This is a genomic window from Alsobacter sp. (assembly GCF_059501845.1).
Map to the genome: position 1 here is coordinate 123784 of NZ_JCACDK010000022.1, position 22594 is coordinate 146377.

Annotated in this window: 12 protein-coding genes; 4 read left to right on the top strand and 8 right to left on the bottom strand. The window is 65.1% G+C overall.

Going from position 1 to position 22594, the window contains the following annotated elements; all coding sequences use genetic code 11:
• Positions 1-42: 42 nt before the first annotated feature.
• Positions 43-1644: a glycosyltransferase family A protein gene (locus AC5JCN_RS26960; protein WP_495758238.1), complete on the top strand. Its 1602-nt coding sequence runs from the start codon at positions 43-45 to the stop codon at positions 1642-1644.
• Here AC5JCN_RS26960 and AC5JCN_RS26965 read toward each other — a convergent pair.
• The 5 genes from AC5JCN_RS26965 to AC5JCN_RS26985 form a co-directional block, all read right to left on the bottom strand.
• Positions 1601-3247 (bottom strand): methyltransferase domain-containing protein, encoded by a 1647-nt coding sequence (locus AC5JCN_RS26965; protein ID WP_495758239.1) that lies wholly within the window; start codon positions 3245-3247, stop codon positions 1601-1603. The two genes, AC5JCN_RS26960 and AC5JCN_RS26965, sit on opposite strands and share 44 nt — an antisense overlap.
• Positions 3244-4281 (bottom strand): glycosyltransferase, encoded by a 1038-nt coding sequence (locus AC5JCN_RS26970; RefSeq protein WP_495758240.1) that lies wholly within the window; start codon positions 4279-4281, stop codon positions 3244-3246. The genes AC5JCN_RS26965 and AC5JCN_RS26970 overlap by 4 nt, the downstream gene beginning before the upstream one ends.
• Before the next feature lie 3 nt (positions 4282-4284).
• A complete protein-coding gene (locus tag AC5JCN_RS26975) occupies positions 4285-5235 on the bottom strand; it encodes a polysaccharide deacetylase family protein (RefSeq protein ID WP_495758241.1) in 951 nt (316 codons plus the stop codon).
• A gap of 43 nt (positions 5236-5278) precedes the next feature.
• Positions 5279-6589 carry a methyltransferase domain-containing protein gene (locus AC5JCN_RS26980; RefSeq protein ID WP_495758242.1) on the bottom strand — a complete coding sequence of 437 codons (1311 nt, stop codon included), beginning with the start codon at positions 6587-6589 and terminating at the stop codon, positions 5279-5281.
• Positions 6590-6664: 75 nt separating this feature from the next.
• Complete coding sequence (locus AC5JCN_RS26985) at positions 6665-8467, bottom strand: ABC transporter ATP-binding protein (RefSeq protein ID WP_495758284.1); 1803 nt, start codon at positions 8465-8467, stop codon at positions 6665-6667.
• A gap of 448 nt (positions 8468-8915) precedes the next feature.
• Here AC5JCN_RS26985 and gmd point away from each other — a divergent pair, with 448 nt between their 5' ends.
• Together gmd and fcl are read left to right on the top strand one after the other, a co-directional pair.
• On the top strand, positions 8916-9998 hold the full coding sequence (gene gmd / locus AC5JCN_RS26990) for a GDP-mannose 4,6-dehydratase (RefSeq protein WP_495758285.1): 1083 nt from the start codon (positions 8916-8918) through the stop codon (positions 9996-9998).
• Between the two features lie 6 nt (positions 9999-10004).
• Positions 10005-10979, top strand: coding sequence for a GDP-L-fucose synthase (fcl, locus tag AC5JCN_RS26995; protein ID WP_495758243.1), 975 nt, complete (start codon positions 10005-10007; stop codon positions 10977-10979).
• Positions 10980-10989: 10 nt separating this feature from the next.
• Here fcl and AC5JCN_RS27000 read toward each other — a convergent pair whose 3' ends face one another.
• The 3 genes from AC5JCN_RS27000 to AC5JCN_RS27010 are packed head-to-tail and all read right to left on the bottom strand — an operon-like array spanning position 10990 to position 15378.
• Positions 10990-12234, bottom strand: coding sequence for a glycosyltransferase family 4 protein (locus AC5JCN_RS27000; RefSeq protein WP_495758244.1), 1245 nt, complete (start codon positions 12232-12234; stop codon positions 10990-10992).
• A gap of 28 nt (positions 12235-12262) precedes the next feature.
• Positions 12263-13609: an HlyD family type I secretion periplasmic adaptor subunit gene (locus AC5JCN_RS27005; protein ID WP_495758245.1), complete on the bottom strand. Its 1347-nt coding sequence runs from the start codon at positions 13607-13609 to the stop codon at positions 12263-12265.
• Positions 13609-15378, bottom strand: coding sequence for a type I secretion system permease/ATPase (locus tag AC5JCN_RS27010; protein WP_495758246.1), 1770 nt, complete (start codon positions 15376-15378; stop codon positions 13609-13611). The genes AC5JCN_RS27005 and AC5JCN_RS27010 overlap by 1 nt, the downstream gene beginning before the upstream one ends.
• Before the next feature lie 386 nt (positions 15379-15764).
• On the opposite strand from AC5JCN_RS27010, the gene AC5JCN_RS27015 reads away from it, so the two are divergent.
• Positions 15765-22568, top strand: coding sequence for a Calx-beta domain-containing protein (locus tag AC5JCN_RS27015; protein ID WP_495758247.1), 6804 nt, complete (start codon positions 15765-15767; stop codon positions 22566-22568).
• The last annotated feature ends 26 nt before the right edge of the window (positions 22569-22594 follow it).

The following is a 22594-nucleotide window of genomic DNA, read 5'->3' on the forward strand; positions in this document are numbered from 1 at the left end:
CCGCGAGCCGGCGCTGAACTGGTCTATGGGTGCGGGATCCGAATGAGTCCAGTCCGGACAATCACCATCGTTATCCCGACCTATAACCATGCCGCGTATCTCTGGGACGCGCTGCTGAGCTGTTTCAATCAGAGTGTCCTGCCGGACGAGATCATCGTCGTCGACGATGGTTCCTCGGACGATCCTGCCGCGGTGGTTCGCGAATTCCCCGGCGTCATTCTTCTTCGACAAGACAATCTCGGGCTTGCGGCGGCGAGAAACGCCGGGCTCGCACGTGCCAGCGGCGACGGCATCGTGTTTCTCGACGCGGACGACCGCCTGTTGCCGCCGGCGATTGCCGCTGGTCTCGCGTGCCATCATGATAACGGGGACGCCGGCTTCGTCTACGGCGCCTTCCGTTTCGTGGACGAGGGGCTGCGGCCTGCAACGGGCGACATCTTCGCTGCTCCCGGTCGGGATCCTCACCTCACATTCATGACCCGCGGCAATGTCGTCGGGATGCATGGCGCGGTGATGTACCAGCGGCGTGCGCTGGAGTCCGAAGGCGGGTTCGACGAGACCCTCAGGGAGTGCGAAGACCTGGACGTCTATCTCCGCATGTCCCGCACGAGGCTCGTGGCCGCGCACGGGAAGACGGTGGCGGAGTATCGCCGGCACGGCGGCAACATGTCCAAGAACCGTGCACGCATGCTGGCCACCGCCTCCCGCGTGCTGATGCGGGAAGCGGAACGGTCGGGTGGATCGGCCAACGCCCGCGCCCAGGCGGAAGCGGGAATTGCGGCTCTTACGCGCATATACGCCGGCCCGATGGTGAGGGATGCCATTGCGGGCGGCGTGACCGGTGCCGGCCTGCGCCGCGCGGTCGCGATCGCCGCGCGACACCCCGCCGATGTCGTGGCGACCGTCGCAGACAGGATCAGGGACCGTACCGCCCGCCGGCTGCCACGACCGCTGGGCGAGTTGCTCTACAAGGAGGTTCGCGTCCCGCAACGCCGTCGCGTGGATCCCAGGGCTTTGGAGAGGCAGGTCGCGCACAGGCAACAGCTCGAGCTAGGCGCCGAACTGACGATCCCCCAGCTGTATCTGCGGGGCGTCCTGCCGAAGTGGCGTCAACAGGCCGGCGATCGCGCCCTGGAAATCTGGACGGCTCCGGCCGCAGGTCTGAACCGCAGGCCGGTGTGCATTCCGGCGCTTCTCATGCCCGGCAGCGAGACCATCGCCGCGGGCCAGACGCCGGCAAGTCTCGAGACAATCATCCTGCTGGCGGCGGGCCTGCCCGTTGAGCAGGCCAGAGTCCCCATCCGCCAAGCGGAGGAACTGCTTGAGCCTGGTGGGCGGCTTCTTTTGTCCTTCCAACTCGTTCGATCTGAGCCCCGCGATCACGCCTCATCCATGTCGACGATCGATGCTGTCCGGAGCGTTCTCGCTTCCGTTTTCCCAGACGTGAGAATTTGGAGCGAGGGAAACGACTACGCCGCCCTGGCGGCCTGGCATGGCCTGCTCGAGAGCGAGATCGACCAGGCAGCGCTTCAACCGGCTGACCCGGCGCGCCCTGTCGTGATTTTCGCGGAATGCAGAAAGCGCACCGCTGCGAGCCCGGTCAGTCGGGATCCGGAGCCCTCCACGCCCGGCCAGCCACGATGACCGGGATCGAAGGATCGGCCTGCGCAAGCTTGCCCGGATCCAGTTCCTCGGTCGCGAGCCCGTGGAGAAAGGCGCAGGCCGCATAGACGTTGCCGTAGGACACGACGTCGACGAACGCCTCCCCGAAGGCGTGCGACAGCAAGAGGGTGAGCGCCCTTGCACTCAACGACCAGAGCCAGGCGTCACCCCATTCGTGCCTGTCGATCGCAGACACGCCGGGAACGGTCACGAGAAGCGAGCCCCCGGGCTTCAACGCGCCTGCGAGATGGCGCAGCGCGCTCGCCATGTCCTCGATCAGATGCAGGGTCTGCGTGAGCACGATGCAGTCGAACGCCGCTTCGGGCAGCGATCCCGGTCGCGATATGTCCCCGAAGAGGGTCGCCGCGGAGTTCCGGCAGTCGACGTGGAGAACGTCGCTTCGCGTAATCGCCTCGCCCCCGAAACGGACGGTGTAGGCGTTGCCTCCGATCTCCAGGACATGCCCTCGGATGGAGGCGCTGTTGGTGTCTAGAAAGTCCTCGATGTAGTGCCGATCCACCGGCAACCCGCGGCCTATGCCGAAATTGTCGTTGATCGGAGAAGTGCGCCCGAAATCCCCGAAGCGCACATGACCTTTCGCGGGCGTCCAGGAGTCCAGCACGGATCCGAACGGCCGCTGCAGCGCCTTCGCGGCGACTTTTCTGCCCTTTGCCGCCGCTGCCAGCGCACTCCCGCGAGGAGCAAGCCGCAATGCCGTCGCGAGGCCGCGGGCGGTCTCGGCGGGGAGGGGAGGGCGGGCGCCACCGTCGCCGTCCGACAGCCCCAGCGATTGCTTGAGAACCAGCGGACCATATTGCTCGGACAGGCGGCGGCGGGCAGCCTTGTGAGCCTCACGCTCGCTCGGCGAGCCGCACCGCCTTTCGTCTCGGTCGACCACGTTGCGGAGGGCCGAAAGCATCTCGGCCGGCTGCGCTTCGGCGCGGCGTTCGGCCTGGCTTCGCTCGGCTGTGACCATGTCGTGGGAGGCGAACGGACCGGAACGGGAAAGCCGCAAATACGCGTCGAATTCGTCCATGGGCTCGGCAGCCGGATCAAACCCGCCGGCCTGCGCCAGCGCGTCACGCCGAAACAGCGCGGAAGCGGCCAATCCGATGAAGTCGCCAGTGCCGAGCAGCGCCGCGTGGGCGTCCTCCGGCGCAGGCGCGAACCGGATGAAGGATGACGGGTGTCCCAGCCGGTCGACATACCGGTGCGCCCCGTACACGAGAACGGCGCCCAAATGAGCCGAAAAGGCCGCCAGGCCGGCCCGGATCGCTTCAGGAGCCAGGCGATCTCCGCTTTCGACAAAGACCAGGAACTGCTCGCTCACCGCGGCGAGGCCCTCGTTCCGCGCAGCCGACCGGGACAGGCCGGGGCGGCTGAGCACCGTGAGCGAAGGCCGGGGAGGGACGGGTTGATCTTCGTTGCCTGCAGGCCCGGTGAGGACCAGGATTACCCGTGCGGGAGGCAGTGTCTGCTCGTCGCACGAGGCCAGTGTGTCCCGCAGGGCGTCCGTGACCGCGCCGGCAGTCACGATGATCGCGGCGCGGTCGGAAGAACCCTGCTCGTCCGCGGCCGGGGTCATCGCTCGGGACGGCGTCCGAGCACAAGCGACTTGATCTTCGTCCGCACACCGCGGGGAACGCGGCGGGCGACGAAGCGTCTTGCCCGCTCGACGGCTTCGCCGGGTGCGTTGGCTACCGCGTAGGCCGTGGGATGCCGGTAGGGGAACTGCTCCTTCTTCAGGGCAGACCAGATCACCGGATCATCGATACGGTGTGACTTGAGGTAGGATTCCAGCCAGTCCAGGTACCGCCCCCGAGCGGGATGCGGCTTGTCGGGATCGTAGTCACCCCTTCCGATGGCCTGGTAGCAATGCGAGTCGGGGTGTTGCCTGTAGTAGTCGAGAACCTGGGGGTGGATCATGACCGGGACGTTCAGGCAGACTTTCGAGAGGAAAACCTGGTCTTCGTAGAGGCCCCTGAAACTGCTCTCGAACCCCCCAAGCGAGACGCACACTTCCTTGCGGCACAGCAGGCTGCAGATTCCGGGGAGCGATCCACCGCGGGTCGTCAGGAAAGCCGTCAGCACGGATGGAGGGGAGTGAACCCTGCCTGTTGACAACACCATGTCTCCAGCGACGTCGGACTGGTCCGCGAAGAACGGATCGACGTCCTGTTTCGAATGCCAGCTGAACCAGTAGAGCGTCGGCCCGTAGACCATGCCGACCTCCGGGTTGGCGTCCAGCATAGCCACGTGCTCTGACAGCCGACGGGGCAGCCAGATATCGTCGGCGTCGAGAAAGCAGACGAACTCGCCCCTGGCCTCGGCGATGCCCCTGTTCCGGGACGCACTCATGCCGAGATTGGCATGGCCTTCATGCTCGACGTAACGGATCCGGGCGGGATGGGCATCCGCGTAGGACTTCGCCAGCTCCGACGAGCCGTCCGTGGACCCGTCGTCCACGAGGACGAGTTCCCAGTCCCGGTACTCCTGCGCCAGCACGCTCTCGATGGCCTCGTCCATGTAAGGCAAGCCGTTCAGGAAGATCATCACCACGGTCACGCGGGGTGACAGAACGGCATCGCCGCCCGGAGCGGAGTGAGGTGTCGTTGGCATGGCTCAGGTTCCAAAAGTGAGCGCGAGCTCTTGCCGGAAGCGGTCGGCGGGCCAGTCGCAGACCTGGAGGCGGGGAAGCGCCATCTTGCGGAAGGCAGCGAAGGCCGGCCCCGGGCCGCTCGTGCAGGCGCATGAATAGCCGGCTTCGCTCGCCAGCCTGACGCTCGTCTCGTCGTAGCGGCCGTGCGGGAAGGAGAGGGTGCGTACCGGCCGGTCCAGCATTTGCTCCAACGCCTGCTTCCCGCCTGCGATTTCGGCCTCCTGACGCTCGGCGTTCAGAAGTGAAAGCGCCGGATGTGAAACGGTATGTGCTCCGATCTCCACGAGCGGATGGTTGGCGAGTTCCATCAGTTCGGTCCGCGTCACGCAGCGCCGGTCACCAGGGGCAGAGGGGGGAAGGCCGGCCCAGGACAGGAGCTCCTCGACAGCGAGATCCCGCGCTTCGGGGCTGAGCTCGAACAAGGTTTCGTAGACGGAGAGGAACAAGACCGCACGCGGCGTGTCGGGGGGATCCTGGTCCGCACGCCACGTCGCCAACCGCCTGGCCTCGGCCGGCGAGAGGACCGCAGCCTCGTCGAGTTGCCATTCGCGAATGGCGCCGTCGAGGCTCAATCTGAGCGATGCTGGCAGTTCGGTTTTGCCGAGAAGGGCAGCTTCCACTGCGTCCCACCAGAACCAACTCGCGCTCCCCACCGCGCCCGACACCACGAAAAGCGTCATGGGAACGCCGTGACGCTCCAGGATCGGGAGAGCGACCATCAAATTGTCGAGGTAGCCGTCATCGAAGGTCACGACCGAGAGGCGCTGCCGCTGAGCCGGCGAAGCCGCCAGGGCAGCCGAAAGCGTCGCGCAGGGCCCGGTCCGAGCGAGATAGGCGACGTGTTCCTCGAAGTGCGCGGGAGACACGACGAGATCCCACGGATCGACCGTTTCGCTGCCGATCCGATGGTACATCAGGATCTTCCGCTGGTCGGCGCCGCGTACCCGGCGCAGGAGCCTACGGATGCCGGCTTTCAGCTTCTGTCTCATCCGCGCGCCTGATGTAGAAGATCGTCTCCTGCCCGTACTCCGTTGCCGATTTGATGCTCTCCTCCGTGATCAGGCATCCGGATAGCGCCTCGATGATGGCGGATCTCGGCAGGGAAAGGTCGGGAATGCCGTCGTTCAGGGTCAGGGTTGTCTGCTTGTCCGCGTATGGGGTGAAAAGGACGAGCACCATCCTCTTCCGGAAGGACGCGACGGCGTTCGCGAGAATGGCGCGCCAGCCGTAGTTATGCTCCAGCACGTGGCGCATGAAGATGCAGTCGGGCGAGGACCGATACGCCTGCAGGTCGACGACCTTGTCGACGAACTCGCTCTCCGATCCGTCGAGCCCGACATAGGCGCTCTTCGCAACAAATGTCTTGGCGTAGGCCGTCCCGCAGCCCCAGTCTTCGATGGTGCCGTGGCCGTCGAGAAATTCGATGCCCTTCCGGTAGGACTGGTCGTCATCGTAGGCGAATTGCGGCCGGCCTTCGTACTGCCAGCGGCCTTTGACGCGCTCCGCCGGTGCATCCAGCGGCTTGCGCGCGGTCACCGCGAGCAGCATCTGGTACTCGGGATCAGAAAAGGCGAGTTCCTCGCGTGTCAGCTCTTCTTCAGCGAGGCCCTCCAGGAATGCGATCGAGGTCAGCACGTTGCCGAAGTGCTCGATCTTGATCTCGGCCTCGGGCCCGAAAGTCTCCCTGAGCAGCGCCTCTGCAGAAGCCCGGGTCAGGCCCCAGTGCCAGGTGTCGTTCCAGTCTTCGTCGGCGATCTGGGTGATTCCGGGGAAGGTGGCCAGCAACACCCCGCCGGGCTTCAGCGTGCGATAGACAGTCGCCAGCGCCGCGCGCAGATCGTAGATGAGCTGCAAGGTCTGGGTCAGGATCACGCAGTCCAGTGAGGCGGTCGGGATGTCGGGCGCGTCCGTCAGATCGCCGATATAGGTCGCCCAATGGGCGGATTCCGACGCGTGAAGGACGACGCTTTTCTCCACCCGGTCGCCGCCGAACCGCATCGTGTAGGTGTTGTCGCCGATCTCGAAGACCGTCCCGCGGATGACCTGCGCGTTCGCTTCGAGAAACGTCTCGATGTAGTAGCGGTCCACCGGACGTCCGCGGCCATAGCCGTAGTCGCGGCTGATCGGCTCCAGCGAGCGAAAATCGCCCCAATCGACCCGTCCGGGCGCAGGGTTGTACTCCCGGCCCAGTACGTTCCTCACCAGGAAGCGTTCCAGGCGGGGCCGCACGACTTTCCGGGCTGCGTCGACAAGATTGGTCTTCGGCACGGACCTCATCGCCTCCATGGTTTCAACGGAACGGCAGCGGTTTCACCCTGCGTCCGGTATGGCTCTGGCAGCACGCTAGTCTCCGATCAGCTGCAGGTCGCGCAGGCGGGCAAAGAGGCCCTTCTGTTCGATGAGTTGCCGCGGTGGACCGCTTTCCCTCACTTTTCCGTCCTCCAGGACGACGACGTGGTCGGCCTGACGCAACGTGCTCAGACGGTGCGCTACGACGACGACCGTCATGTCGCCTCGCCAGGATTCGATGCCGGTGAGAACGGAATCTTCCGTGATCGCGTCCAGCGCGTTCGTGGCCTCGTCCAGGATGAGCAGACGGGGCTCGGCGAGGATCGCGCGGGCGAGGCCGAGACGTTGGCGCTGCCCGCCGGACAACAGGGCACCGGCGTCGCCGACCCGCGTGTCGTAGCCCTTCGGCATGGCCGCAATGAAATCGTGGGCGCTCGCCTTGATGGCTGCCGCCACGATCTCCTCGATGGTCGCATCCGGCCGGGAGTAGGCGATGTTGTCCCGGACGGTTCCGTTCAGCAGTTCGATGTCCTGTCCGGCGATGGCGAGGCGTGAACGCCAGCTGCCGATGTCGAAGGTGGACAGGGGGACGCCGTCGACCAGGATCTCGCCCGAATCTGGATCATAGAGCCGGAGCAGGAGGTTGATGAGTGTGGTCTTGCCTGCCCCCGACCCGCCGACGATGGCGGTGACCTTGCCTGCCGCGATCTCGAAGGAGACCCCCTTCAGCACGGGCCAGACGGGCTGCGAGAGGGAATAGCCGAAATTGACGTCCCGGAACGTCACACTATCCCGCAAATGCTCGAACCGGCGGCTGCCGTCAGGGACATAGGGCTTGTCGGAGCGGTCCAGCAGCTTGTCGATGTTTTGCAGCGGAGCCGAAACGCTCGCCAGTTCCAGCCGCAGCCCGTCGAGCGCCCGGACATGCGGCTGGACCCTGTAGAGCGCCACCAGATAGGTCACGAGCGCGGCGCCCTGCATCCCGGTCCACTGGGCCACGATGAGAATGAAAAGGAAAAGGGCGACATAGACGAGTTCGAGGACCGGCCCTGTCAATCCGGTCAGCCTCTCGACGCTGAAGCTCTTTGTCCGCAGCGTCTCCGAAGCGCGCCCGAAACGCTGGAGCTCGGCCTCTTCTTTCCCGAAGGCCCGGATCGTGCGCATGGCATCGAGCAGGTCACACGCCCTCTCGGAGATGATCTGCTCGGCGCGCAGCAAGCCGGGGCTTTCGCGCCAGGCGAAGCGCGCGAAGGGGCGCGTCGCGAACCAGACGCACACGGAGCCGACCAGGAACGCCAGCGTCAGCTTCCATGACAGCAGGAGCAGCAACGCCCCATAGACGAGGATGACGCAGATCCGCGTGACAAAGCCGAGAACGGCGAACATGGCCGACGTGACCGCCCACGTGTCGCTCTCCAGCGTGTTGAGGAAGCGCCCGTCGTCGTTTTCGTTGATGTAGTCGAACCTGACGGTGAGAAGCTGGTGCGCGACGGCCAGACGCAGGCGGTGCGCAGCAAGGCCGGTCACCCAGGAGGAGAGGAGGCCGTCGAAGTAGACCAGGATCGATTTCACGGCGATCAGCGCGAACACGATCATCGACAGAACCAGGATGCGCCGGTCTTCCGGGATGGCGGAAGTGAGCGCGCCGAGCCTGCCCAGGATCTCGTCGTCGGCCTCGAAATCCGAGCTTCCCTGCCCGAACGAGCCGAGGATGGGGATCAGGAGGCCGATGCCGATGCCTTCGGCGATGGTGGAGACCGTGCTGAGAGCGACCACGGAGGGCAGTGACCACCGGGGGACTCCGGCAATGCGCCAGAGACGCCGCAGGGTCAGGAGGTCGTTCGGGCGGGCAATCATCGGCACCTGAAATCTATCGCACCGTCGCCAAGCGCCGCGCACCTCGTTGGTCAACTGCACGCAAGTTATCGACGCAGTAGGTCGCTAACAAGGCACATCGACCCGATGCAGCACTGCGGTCGCCACCGGCACCTTTATTCCCTCGCGCTGCCTTTGGTTGGCTGACGCCACTCCTGACGCCACCAGCCGAGCCCGCGCCGGACCTGTTTAAACGAGGATGAGCGACAGTCTACTATTAATAATAGCATCAAATTTGAGCCCATTGCAGCTTGTTGTCATTGACCTCGCGCGATCATTGCTGCCTAGCTCGCTGCAATCCGTCAGGTTTGCAGCCTATGGGGGAGGCCGTACGGGTGCCGCTGGCCGGAGCAGGGGGGCTTCAAGTCCCGAGCCAACCTTACGAGCCCGCCTGAGGCGGCCAACTTTGTGAAGGGAACCCCATTTGAACATCACTGATCGGCCGCCGCACAGGAAAGTCGCCCTTCTGACCGGGGTCACCGGGCAGGATGGAGCCTATCTTTCCGAGCTCCTGCTCTCGAAAGGCTACGTCGTCCACGGCATCAAGCGACGGTCTTCGTCGTTCAACACGTCCCGCATCGAGCACCTCTACCAGGATCCGCACGAGGAGGACCGGCGCTTCGTCCTTCACTACGGCGACATGACGGACGCGACCAACCTCATCCGTATCGTGCAGGAGGTACAGCCGGACGAGATCTACAATCTCGCGGCGCAGTCGCACGTGCAGGTCAGTTTCGAGACGGCCGAGTACACCGCCAACGCCGACGGCATCGGCACTCTTCGCGTCCTGGAGGCGATCCGGCTCCTGGGGCTCACCGGGAAGACGCGCTTTTACCAGGCCTCGACGTCCGAGCTCTACGGCAAGGTGCAGGAAACGCCGCAAAGCGAGCGCACGCCATTCTACCCCCGCAGTCCCTACGCGGCGGCAAAGCTCTATGCCTACTGGATCACGGTGAACTACCGCGAGGCCTACGGCATGCACGCCTCAAACGGCATCCTCTTTAATCACGAGAGCCCCATCCGCGGCGAAACCTTCGTGACCCGCAAGATCACCCGTGCAGTCGCGGCGATCCATCTGGGCAAGCAGGAAAAGCTCTTCCTCGGCAACCTCGACGCGCGTCGCGACTGGGGCCACGCCCGCGACTATGTCCGCGGCATGTGGATGATCGTGCAGCAGGACGAGGCGGACGACTATGTTCTCGCGACCGGCGAGACACACACGGTCCGCTCCTTCGTCGAGCGCTCATTCGCAGAGGTCGGCACTGAGATCGTCTGGAAAGGTGCCGGGGTTGACGAGAAGGGGTATGACGCGCGGACCGGGCGCTGTGTGGTGGAGGTGGATCCGCGCTATTTCCGTCCGACGGAAGTGGACCTGCTGATCGGAGATCCGTCGAAGGCGCACCAGCGGCTCGGCTGGCGGCATGAGACGACGCTTGAGGAACTCGTGCGTGAAATGGTCGCCGAGGACCTCGAAAGGGTGAAGCACGACGGGCGGGGGCCCGAGAAGGACTGACCGGACATGGCGGCCGAAGAGGGCGCGCAGGCACGCGCGTTCGACATCAAGGGCAAGCGCATCTTCGTTGCCGGCCATCGCGGCATGGTCGGGTCGGCGGTGGTGCGCCGTCTTGCCCGCGAGGACTGCACCGTGCTTGTCGCCACGCGGGACGAACTCGACCTGCTGCGCCAGGATGCCGTCGAGCGCTGGATGCAGTCCAACCGGCCCGACGCCGTGGTGCTGGCTGCCGCGAAGGTCGGCGGCATTCTCGCCAATGACCGGTACCCGGCCGACTTCCTCTATCAAAACCTCCTGATCGAGACGAACGTGATCGGCGCCGCGGCGGCGCAGCCCGTCGGAAAGCTCGTCTTCCTCGGCTCGAGCTGCATCTACCCCAAGCTCGCGCCCCAGCCGCTGAAGGAGGAAAGCCTCCTCACAGGCCCGCTGGAGCCGACAAACGAGTGGTATGCCGTGGCCAAGATCGCCGGCATCAAGCTCTGCCAGGCGTTCCGGCGCCAGCACGGTCTCGACTTCATCTCCGCCATGCCGACGAACCTGTATGGGCCGGGCGACAACTTCGACCTGCAGTCGAGCCATGTGCTGCCCGCCCTCATCCGCAAGGCGCACGAGGCGAAACTTTCGGGCGCGGCCGCGCTGGAGGTGTGGGGCACCGGCCAGGTTCGCCGCGAATTCCTGCATGTCGACGACTGCGCGGACGCGGTGGTGCATCTGCTGAAGCACTACTCCGGCGAGACACACGTCAATGTCGGGTGTGGCGACGACCTCACCATCCGCGAACTCGCATCGATGGTGTGCACGGCCGTCGGCTTCCGGGGAGAACTGCGCTTCGACACGAGCAAGCCCGACGGCACCCCGCGCAAGCTGATGGACATCTCAAGACTCATCCAAATGGGTTGGTCCCCCCGCATCGGGCTGAGGCAGGGGATCGAGGCGACCTACGACTGGTTCCTGAAGCACCACGCCGTCCCGTCGGCGTGATCTTTTCTTCTCACGCCGCGTCGGACGCCGACGCGCGACCCGCCATCAAGCCGTCGAGCAGGTCGAGATGCCGGGGGAGGCAGGCTCCTCGGAAATCGTAGCGCTTCGCGGTCCCGCGCGCGGCGTCGCGGAGGTCCGCATATCGGCGGGGCGTTTCGAGAACCTCGATCACCCGGCCGGCAATATCGTCTGGCGAGAAGAAATCCACCAGCAGTCCGTTCTCGCCGTGCCGCAGGACCTCCTGGACGGGAGGGGTGGCGGAGCCGATGACGAGACACCCCGCGGCCATGGCCTCCAGCATCGACCAGGAGAGCACGAAGGGGTAGGTCAGGTAGACATGCGCGGCAGAGACCTGCAGCAGCCGGACATAGGTGCCGTAAGGGATCTGCCCGACGAAGTGCACGCGCGACATGTCGAGGCTGCTGCCGACCTCCGCGAGCATCATCGCTTTCCACGTCTGCCCCGGCGGCGGCGGCTGACCGTAGCTGACGCCGTCCCCGCCGACGATGACGGCGCGTGCCTTGGGCCGGGCCTCCAGGATCTCGGGCAGCGCGCGCATGAAGCTGTGAAAACCGCGATATGGCTCCAGATTGCGGGCGACGAAGGTGACGATCTCGTCGCCCGCCCTGCAGACGACGCTGTCGCGCGCGAGTGAGATGCTGGCCGCGGGATCGGGCCGCACCGCTGTAGTGTCTATCCCGTCATGGATCACGCTGGTCCGGTCTGAATAATTCGGCGGAATTCGGCTCGCCTGCCACTTTGTGGGGGCAACGATGCTGTCCGACGCATCCATGGCCAGGAGCACGGCGGCATTTCGCCCGCGCACCAGGGAGACAGACTCCGCCCCATTGCCCGAGAATTCTGGGTCGAAGCCCACGTCTGCACCGCTCGCGCCATAGACGAATTCCACGAGGCTGACCAGCTTCGCGTCGGGCCAGACGTCCTTGAGGAAGACGGTCTCGCCCCAACCGGAATGGCCGAGCACGAGATCGGGCCGGTAGCCCGCCTGCCGGAGCTTGAGAGCCAGCCCAGCAACCGCTTCGGCGCGCACCATCTTGGCTTCGAAGTCGCGCGCCAGTCCATGGGTCGCCGAGAGCGTGTCAGCCGGGAGCCTGTAGCGTTCATGCCGGATGCCGGGCAGCGGACGGGAGCGCGGTCCGCCGATGGTGGTCACCTCGTGTCCCCTGGATGCCAGGGCCGGAGCCAGCCTGACATACTGGCCGGGAAAGTTCTGATGGACGAAGAGGATCTTCACGCCGCCTCCCTTCCACCAGCGCATCGGCTCAATGCCGGAAAGCCTGCCGAACCTGGTCGACGAGCGGGCTCGTGAGATAGGAGAGCACCGTTCGCGGCAGGGTCTGGATGTACGCCTCGACGGGCATGCCCGGCACGAGCCGCAGAGCCTTCAGCTGCTCGACTGCCTCGGGCGTGAGCGCGACCCGCGCGGTGTAGAACGACTTGCCGGTCCGGTCCTCGTTGGTGAGGTCAGGCGAGACGCGTCGCACAGTGCCGGGGACCTCCTTCGTCGCCCTGTGGTCGAAGGCGAGCAGGCGCAGCATCGCCGCCTGGCCCTGGCGGACATGGTCAATGTCCTGAGGCGCGATGCGCACCTCGATCTCCAGCAGTTCGGCGGCCGGCACGATCACCATCACGGTTTCACCGGGGGCGACGACGCCTCCCACCGTGTGGACCGCCAGCTGGTGGACGGTGCCTTCCTGCGGAGCCCGCAATTCGATGCGGCGGAGTTGGTCCTCCGCCGTGACCTTGCGCTGCACCAGCTCCTCGATCTTGCCCTGGGCTTCCCGGATGTCCTGCGCCACGTCCGAGCGCAGATCCTGGTCGACGTTGAGGATCTGAAGCTCCGTTTCGGCGATCTTGCCCTTGGCCTGCGCAGTGGCCGCGATCAGCTGCCCGCGCTCGCCCTCCAGCCGGGCCGTTTCGCGCTCCAGCGCGTTGACGCGCGTCAGCGGCACGAGCTTCTGGCGGTAGAGCTTGCGCACGCCGTCGAGTTCGCCGGAGATCAGCTCGACCTCCCTTGCCTTTGCTTCGATCTGGCGGTTCAGCCCTTCGATCTCGTCGCGGAGCTGGGCGACCCGCTGCGAAAGCTGTCCCTTCTGCCCGACACGCGATTCCAGCCGCAGCCGGAACAGCTTCTGCTCCGATTGCATCAGCCGCTGAACGGAAGGCGAGCCCACACGCTGCGTCAGGGCGTCGGGGAAGATGATCTCGTCGGCGCCGTCGCGCTCGGCCTCGAGACGGGCCAGCCGTGCCATCGTCTCGTCGAGGCTGTTGGAAACGATGGCGAGGTTGGCGCGCGTCACCGTGCCGTCGAGGCGCAGGATCACGTCTCCCGCCCGCACGGCATCGCCTTCCGAGACCAGGATCTCGCCTACGACGCCGCCCGTGGGATGCTGGACCTTCTTGTCGGCGCTCTCGACCACGATGATGCCGGGCGCGATAACCGCGCCGGCGAACTCGCTCGTGGCCGCCCAGCCACCCGCAACGCCGAACAGCAGCAACAGGGAGGCGCCGCCCATGATGAGATGCCGGCGGATCGTCGGCGACACCGCAGGGTGGCGGCCGTCCAGTGCGCCGGCGAGTGGCCCCAGGAGAGAACGGGACTTGCTCATCAGGCTCCCCCGCCATTCGCCGCCCGCGGCGCGCCGGCGCCGATGCCGGTGACGACGGCAGCGGGGCGCATCGGAGCGGGCGGCTCGCGCAGCACGGCGTTGAGCACCTCGTCCTTGGGGCCGAACGCGACGATCCTTCCCTCCCGCATCACGGCGACGAGGTCGCAGCCGGCCAGGGCGCTCGGCCGGTGCGCGACGACGACGGCGATGCCACCCCGGCCGCGGATGCCGAGGATCGCGGCGGTGAGCGCCTCGTCGCCCTCCGCATCGAGGTTGGAATTCGGCTCGTCGAGCACAACCAGGAAAGGATCCCCGTAGAGCGCACGGGCGAGCGCGACGCGCTGGCGCTGGCCGGCGGAGAGGCGGGCTCCGCCTTCGCCGATGGCGGTGGAGTACCCGTCCGGCAGGCGCAGGATCATCTCGTGCACCCCGGCGGCCCTGGCCGCCGCAAGGGCGGTCTCCGCCCGGCCCTGCGGGTCGAAGCGGGCGATGTTACGCACGACCGAGCCCGAGAACAGCTCGACGTCCTGCGGCAGGTAGCCGAGGTGGCGGCCGAGCTGGTCGGGGTCCCACTGGTCGAGCGCCGCGCCGTCCAGGCGAACGGTTCCGCGCGCAGGCTTCCAGACGCCCGCGAGCAGCCGGGCGAGAGAGGACTTGCCGGATCCGCTGGGGCCGATCACCCCCAGCGCCTGCCCGGCCTTCAGCGTGAAGGTGGCATCCTGGACCACGGCGATCGGCGATCCCGGCGGGGCGCCTGTGAGGCCTGTCACGGTTAGCACGGCCTTGGGAGCGGGAAGCTGCATCTTCGGCTCGGCCTCCGGCGCCGAGGCCAGCAGATCCGTGAGACGCCCCCACGCCTGGCGTGCCGCGACGAAGCCTTTCCAGTGCGCGATCGCCTGCTCGACGGGAGACAGCGCGCGCGCGGTGACGATGGACGAGGCGATGATGATGCCGGCCGTCGCGGAGCCTTCGATGACCAGGAGCGCCCCGATGGCGAGGACACCGGACTGCAGGGCGAGGCGCACCACTTTCGAAATGCCGCCCAGTGTCGAAACAAGGTCCGCTGCCTCCTGCTGCCGCAGCCCGAAGGCCTCGTTGCGGCCGTCGAACACGGATCGCAGGAAACCGTTCATCCCGAGCGCGCGCGTGGCCTCGGCATTGCGGGCCACCGACGCCACGAGCGCGAAGCGGGCCCCGGCCTCCTCCGCCACCGCCTTGGCGGGCCGGCGTGCGCCGAGTTCCGACATAAGCGCCAGCCCGAAGAGCACCACCGCACCCGCCAGGGCGGTGACCCCGATCAGGGGGTGGAAGGCAAAGCAGATGACGAGATAGAGCGGGATCCAGGGCAGGTCGAAGAAGGTGGCCGGGCCCCCCGACGCCACGAAGGCCCGCACCTGGTCGAGATCGCGAAGCGGGGACAGGGTGTCGCCGCCGCGCTCGCGATTGAGCGGCAGCCTCGCCACGGCATCGAACACCGCCGGGCCCAGCCGCGCGTTGAGGCCTGTGCCGACCCGGTGCAGCACACGGCCGCGCAGCACGTCGAACAGGCCCTGGAAGACATAGAGAACGCCCGCGATCACGCACAGCGCGACGAGCGTGGGGACGCTGTGACTGGGAATGACGCGGTCATACACCTCCAGCATGAAGAAGGAGCCGGTGAGATACAGGATGTTCGTGCCGGCGCTGAGCGCCACGAGGCCGGCAAGCAGTCGGCCTGCCGTGAGGTCGAAGCGGAGCTTTGGCCAGGAGGCTGGAACAGGAACGCGCATCCACCTCGCCCCAATGAGGTAACACTTTGGTAACTTTAATGATCGTGAGCAGCCAATGTCAAACGCACTGAATTCGCTCAGTCCATTTCGAGGCAGCAGTGTGGCGAACGGGCGGCACTTCCATGAAAGGGGCAAACAAGTAATTGAAAAACTTGAGTAAACGAATCTTGCGTACGGAAACTGGTCTAATTGGACGTCATCCCGCTTGACACACGAACATGGTTACTGAAAACTTAACCCAACCAAAAGTGGTAGCTCCGATACGCCTGAAACCGTCACACCGTGCCCTCCCGCGCGATCGCGGACCTGTGCGCCGAGTGGAGCGCAGGTAGGGACGGCAAAGCGACAGGCCTCGCGGGCACCAACTCGAGCCCGGAGGATCCGTCATGGCCTGGACGCCGAACACCCTGCCGACCGAAGGCGATGACAGCTTCACGGGTTCCGATTTGGCCGATCCGTTGCTCAACTTGCTGGGAGGCAACGATTCGGCGACGGCGCAGGGAGGCAATGACACCGTCAATGGTGGAGATGGCAACGACACAATCGACGGGGGCGCCGGCAACGACACGCTGAACGGCGATGCGGGCGACGACACGATCTCTGACACGATCGATGATGGCGGTACGACCAGTATTTCTGGTGGGGCCGACGACGACGTTATCAACCTTTACATTCTTAATGCAGGAGCCGGCACCGTCGACGGAGGTAGCGGGTCCGACCAGCTGAGCGTTGGAGGGTCTCAGAACTTGGGTTCTATGACTTTTGCGGGCATGGAGTTCCTCAACACCAATGGAGGTGTTGTTACGGGAACGGCCGCGCAGTTCGAGGCCTTCGACACTATCCGCTACAACGCTGATTACCCGAATGACTCAGTTTATCTCACGTTGTCAAAGGCGGGCACCGTTGACCTATCAAGTGAGTTGGGCACACGAGGGGTGAACATCACGGGAAGTGATGTCGTTGTCAACGTAGATCCCAACCAGGCCAACAGCGGTAATGACAAGATCACGAGCGGCGATGGCGATGACGTCTTCTCCGGACGGGGGGGCAATGACACATTGTCGGGCGGGATTGGAAACGACACAATAGACGGGGGTGCCGGGGACGATGCGGTAACTGGCGGTTCAGGCAACGACTCGCTTGAGGGAGGCACCGGCAACGACACCCTTCAGGGTAATGCCGGTGATGACATCATAAGCGATACGATCGACGATGGAGGCACCACCAGCATAAGCGCCGGTACCGACGACGACAGCATCAGCCTATACGTCCTGAATGCCGGGGCCGGCACTGTCGACGGAGGCACCGGCAACGACCAACTCACGATCCAAGGAAGTCAGATCCTGGGTTCCCTGACTTTCACGGGAATGGAAATTCTCAACACGATCGGCGGAAACGTGCGCGGCACGGCGACTCAGTTTGAGGCGTTCGACACGATCCGCTACAACGCTGATTTTCCAAACGACCGAGTTTACCTGACGCTATCGAAAGCGGGCATTGTCGACCTTTCCAGTGAGTTGGGCACAACAGCCGCAAGCATTACTGGAAGCGAAGTCGTTCTCAACGTCGACCCCAATCAGGCCAACAGCGGCAATGACGGGATCACAACCGGCGGCGGAGACGATGCCATTTCAGGACTTGGCGGCAACGACACGATCTCGGGCGGCGCCGGCAACGACACGATCGATGGCGGCGCCGGCAACGACACGCTGAACGGCGATGCGGGCGACGACACGATCTCTGACACGATCGATGATGGCGGTACGACCAGTATTTCTGGTGGGGCCGACGACGACGTTATCAACCTTTACATTCTTAATGCAGGAGCCGGCACCGTCGACGGAGGTAGCGGGTCCGACCAGCTGAGCGTTGGAGGGTCTCAGAACTTGGGTTCTATGACTTTTGCGGGCATGGAGTTCCTCAACACCAATGGAGGTGTTGTTACGGGAACGGCCGCGCAGTTCGAGGCCTTCGACACTATCCGCTACAACGCTGATTACCCGAATGACTCAGTTTATCTCACGTTGTCAAAGGCGGGCACCGTTGACCTATCAAGTGAGTTGGGCACACGAGGGGTGAACATCACGGGAAGTGATGTCGTTGTCAACGTAGATCCCAACCAGGCCAACAGCGGTAATGACAAGATCACGAGCGGCGATGGCGATGACGTCTTCTCCGGACGGGGGGGCAATGACACATTGTCGGGCGGGATTGGAAACGACACAATAGACGGGGGTGCCGGGGACGATGCGGTAACTGGCGGTTCAGGCAACGACTCGCTTGAGGGAGGCACCGGCAACGACACCCTTCAGGGTAATGCCGGTGATGACATCATAAGCGATACGATCGACGATGGAGGCACCACCAGCATAAGCGCCGGTACCGACGACGACAGCATCAGCCTATACGTCCTGAATGCCGGGGCCGGCACTGTCGACGGAGGCACCGGCAACGACCAACTCACGATCCAAGGAAGTCAGATCCTGGGTTCCCTGACTTTCACGGGAATGGAAATTCTCAACACGATCGGCGGAAACGTGCGCGGCACGGCGACTCAGTTTGAGGCGTTCGACACGATCCGCTACAACGCTGATTTTCCAAACGACCGAGTTTACCTGACGCTATCGAAAGCGGGCATTGTCGACCTTTCCAGTGAGTTGGGCACAACAGCCGCAAGCATTACTGGAAGCGAAGTCGTTCTCAACGTCGACCCCAATCAGGCCAACAGCGGCAATGACGGGATCACAACCGGCGGCGGAGACGATGCCATTTCAGGACTTGGCGGCAACGACGCGATCTCGGGCGGCGCCGGCAACGACACAATCGACGGGGGGAGCGACACCGACACCGTCGCGTATAGCGGCCTTCGCTCCGATTACACGGTGACCGAACCGGGCAATGGGTACCTCCACATTGCCGACAAGCGCGGCGGTTCGCCGGACGGAATCGACGACATCGTCAACGTCGAAAAAGTCTCCTTCGGCAACGGCGTAACCTTCTCGGCCGCGAGCCTTCGCGGCGCCGCTGAATACGCCATCTCCGACGCCCTAACAGTAGCCGAAGGGGGGGCCCTCCAGTTTACGATCACCCGGAGTAACGCTACCGGCAACGGCGCGGTAACCGTGAGTTTCGGCGGCACGGCGACGTCAGGCGAAGACTACACCGCCCCGTCCACATTGGTGCAGTTCACCAACGGCCAGTACACCAGGACGGTCACGGTCCCGACCCTCACCGACACGAAGATCGAGCCGAACGAGACGGTGACGGTCTCGTTGAGCAACCCCACCGCCGGCGGTGCAATTGCGGAAGGGCAGGGCACTGCCGGAGGCATCATCACGGATCAGACGGCCCCGCCCGTCTACACTGTTGGAACCCCGGCGGCCGCCATTGAAGGCAATGACCTCGTTTTCACGATCACGCGGACGGCCACGGGCACAGCGGAAACGGTGAGCTATTCGCTCGCAGGCTCCGCAGGTTCCCCGTCCGACTACAACGCTCCGTCCGGTTCTGTCGAATTCGGCCTGAACGACGTCACCAAAACGGTCACGATCGCGACGAAGAGCGACACCGTCATCGAAGGATCCGAAACCGTCGAGCTCACCCTCGGGACGCTAAGCGGCACCGGCACGATTGGCCAGGTGGGCAAGAGCGCGACGGGGACCATCACCGACGCAACTCCTCAGCCTGCCTACACGGTCACGGGGCCGTCCCCAGGATCCGTGTCGGAGGGGGGCGACCTGACCTTCACGGTAAACCGCACCACAACCGGCGTGGGCGAGACCGTGAACTTTTCGCTGGGCGGCACGGCCACGGAGGGCACCGACTACACGTCACCCGGGACATCAGTCGTCTTCGGCGCCGGGGATACGTCGAAGACGGTGACGATCCACACCCTCACGGATGCCGCTGCGGAAAGCACCGAGTCCGTCGAACTCACTCTCGGGAGCAGGTCGGGAGGCGGAACGCTCGGCGTTCCCGCGAGCGCCAGCGTTTCCATCCTCGATGCAACCGGGACACCCGTCTACACCATCGCCGACGCCAGCCCGGTCACCGAGGGCGGCGCATTGAGCTTCACCATCAGCCGCACGGCCAGCGGTGCCGCTTCGACGGTGACCTATTCGCTGGGCGGAACGGCGAGCCAGGGCGCCGACTACACGGCGCCGTCGGGTTCTGTGGATTTCGGGATCAACGACCTGACGAAGGTCGTCACCATCGCAACGAAGACGGACGCTGTCGCTGAACCGGACGAGACGGTCAGCCTGACGTTGACCAATGCCCCCGGTGGCACGCTGGGCGCAGTGCAGACAGGTGTCGGTACCATCCTCGATAGCAATGGTGCGCCCGTCTACACCATCGCCGACGCCAGTCCGGTTACCGAGGGCGGCACGCTGAGCTTCACGATCAGCCGCACGGCCAGTGGCGCCGCTTCGACGGTGACCTATTCGCTGGGCGGCACGGCGAGCCAAGGCGCCGACTACACGGCGCCGTCAGGTTCTGTGGATTTCGGGATCAACGACCTGACGAAGGTCGTCACCATCGCGACGAAGACGGATGCGGTCACGGAAACGGACGAGACGGTCAGCCTGACGCTGACCGCCGCCAGCGACGGCACCCTGGGCGGGGTCAAGACAGGCACCGGCGCCATCACCGACACGACCGGGGCGCCCGTCTACACCATTTCCAACGCCGACGCGGCGGCCGAAGGCGGTTCGCTGAGCTTCACCATCAGCAGGACAACCAGCGGGACCGACGAGACGATCAGCTACTCCCTCGGCGGCACGGCTCTGCCCACCGCCGACTACACGCCTCCGGACGGGACCGTGACCTTCAAGCCGGATGAGCTCGTCAAGGTCGTGACGGTGGCCACAAAGACCGACACGGTGATCGAAGCCGACGAGACGGTGAGCCTCACGCTCACGCATGCCAGCGGCTCCGGCACGTTCGGCGCGGCCAAGACCGGCACCGGCACGATCACGGACGCGACCCCGGATCCTGTCTACAGCATCGGGAACGCCGCGGCGGTGACCGAGGGTGGAGACCTCGTCTTCACCGTCACCCGGACGTCTACGGGAACCCAAGAGACGGTGAACTACACTCTGGGCGGGACGGCGACCCAGAACGACGACTACACGCCTCCCGCAGGCTCCGTGACCTTCGGAGCGGACGAGGTGAGCAAGACGATCGTCGTCGGCACCAAGACGAACGCGGTCCCGGAGTCACCCGAAACCGTGAGCCTGACCTTGACCAATGCAAGCGGTACCGGGACGGTCGACGCCACTCCCGGGGTTGGCACCATCCTGGATGCCACGGCAACACCCGTCTACAGCATCGCCGCGGCACCCACGGTTGGGGAGGGGGGAACCCTCATGTTCACCGTGAGCCGCACGACGGCGGGTGCTTCGGAGACGGTGAGTTATTCGCTGGGCGGGTCCGCGTCGCCGGGGCTCGACTACACCGTCCCCTCGGGGTCGGTCACCTTCGGGGCGTCCGACCTTACCGCCACGGTCAGCGTGGTCACCAAGACGGACAAGGTGATCGAGAGTGACGAGACGGTCAGCCTGACACTGACCAACGCGAGCGGAACGGGAATGATCGGCGCGTCTGATTCCGCGTCCGGCACGATCACCGATGCGACACCCGCGTCGGTCTACACCATCGGCAATGCATCCCCGGTGGCGGAGGGTGGCAATCTCCAGTTCACCGTAAGCCGCACGGCAACGGGCACGGTTGAAACGGTGTCCTTCTCGCTCGGCGGATCGGCGACGCCGAACGACGACTATACCGTGCCCTCCACATCCGTGACGTTCGCGGCCAACGAGCTCACAAAGACGATCGAGGTCGCGACCAAGGCGGACGCGCTCGTGGAGGGGAACGAAGCCGTCACCCTGCTCCTTACCGGGACCAGCGGGGCGGGCAAGATCGGGGGCGCCGATACCGGGTCGGGCACGATCATCGACTCAACGGGAGCGGGCGTGACCATCACCGGCACCGCGGGTGCAGACCTCATCACCCCGTCCAGCACCGTTCCAGGGCAGCCCTTCCCCACCGCGTTCGGGGACACGATCTTCGGGCTCGCCGGCAACGACACGCTGAATGGCGGCCTGGGCGCCGACCGCATGGAGGGCAGCTACGGCGACGATACCTATTACGTCGACAGTCCCGGCGACACCGTCATCGAACAGTCCGGCCGGGGAACCGATACGGTTATCACAGGCCTCGCGTCCTACTCGCTGGCGTCTACCCCGTATGTGGAAAATCTCGTCTACTCGGGAGCCGTTGATTTCACCGGGACCGGAAACAACCGTGACAACACGATCATCGGTGGAGCCGGCAAGGATGTACTCTCCGGCGGCAACAATCAGGACTTTCTGGACGGCAAGGGCGGTAACGACGTCCTGCGCGGGGATGCCGGGAACGACGTCCTGAAGGGCGGCGACGGACACGACTCCCTTTTCGGCGGCACCGGAAACGACAATCTCGACGGCGGCAACGGCAATGACCTGCTGGACGGAGGGAAGGGTGCCGACACGATGTCGGGCAGCTACGGCGACGACACCTACTACGTCGACAACCCTCTCGACGTGGTCGTCGAGCTGAGCGGCCGCGGCACGGACACCATCGTCACGACACTGTCGTCCTACAGCCTCGCCTCCACGCCATGGGTGGAAAACCTCACCTTCGCCGGCAGCGGCAACTTCACCGCAACCGGCAATAACCGCACGAACACGATCACCGGCGGGTCTGGCGATGACAAGATCACGGGCGGAAACGCGGCCGACACGCTCCTGGGAGGAGCCGGCAAGGACAGCATCGACGGCGGATTGGGGAACGACGTCATCAATGGTGGGCCGGGCAACGACGTCCTGACCGGAGGCAAGGGCAACGACAGCTTCGTCTTCAAGTCGGCGCTGTCGTCCGGCAACATCGACACTCTGACGGACTTCGCCCACGGCGCGGACCGTCTCGTCCTCGACCACACGGTGTTCACGCAGCTATCCGCAGGATCGCTGGATGCATCTGCCTTCATCCAGGGCACAGCCGCAACCACGCCGGCACAGCACATCGTGTACGACGCGACGACGGGAACGCTCTCCTACGACGCCAATGGATCGGACGCCGGAGGCCTGTCGGCCTTCGCAAAACTGAAGCCGGGCGCGATCCTGGACCACACCGACATCTTCGTGGTTTGAGCCGGCCCTAATGAGTTTCCGGATGC

What these genes read in the sequence shown, in the direction of transcription:
- fcl (WP_495758243.1), top strand. Translation starts at nt 10,005, where the DNA reads ATGGCGGCCGAAGAGGGCGCGCAGGCACGCGCGTTCGACATCAAGGGC.
- AC5JCN_RS27005 (WP_495758245.1), bottom strand. Translation starts at nt 13,609, where the DNA reads ATGAGCAAGTCCCGTTCTCTCCTGGGGCCACTCGCCGGCGCACTGGAC.
- AC5JCN_RS26965 (WP_495758239.1), bottom strand. Translation starts at nt 3,247, where the DNA reads ATGACCCCGGCCGCGGACGAGCAGGGTTCTTCCGACCGCGCCGCGATC.
- AC5JCN_RS27010 (WP_495758246.1), bottom strand. Translation starts at nt 15,378, where the DNA reads ATGCGCGTTCCTGTTCCAGCCTCCTGGCCAAAGCTCCGCTTCGACCTC.
- AC5JCN_RS26975 (WP_495758241.1), bottom strand. Translation starts at nt 5,235, where the DNA reads ATGTACCATCGGATCGGCAGCGAAACGGTCGATCCGTGGGATCTCGTC.
- AC5JCN_RS26970 (WP_495758240.1), bottom strand. Translation starts at nt 4,281, where the DNA reads ATGCCAACGACACCTCACTCCGCTCCGGGCGGCGATGCCGTTCTGTCA.
- AC5JCN_RS26960 (WP_495758238.1), top strand. Translation starts at nt 43, where the DNA reads ATGAGTCCAGTCCGGACAATCACCATCGTTATCCCGACCTATAACCAT.
- AC5JCN_RS26985 (WP_495758284.1), bottom strand. Translation starts at nt 8,467, where the DNA reads ATGATTGCCCGCCCGAACGACCTCCTGACCCTGCGGCGTCTCTGGCGC.
- AC5JCN_RS27015 (WP_495758247.1), top strand. Translation starts at nt 15,765, where the DNA reads ATGGCCTGGACGCCGAACACCCTGCCGACCGAAGGCGATGACAGCTTC.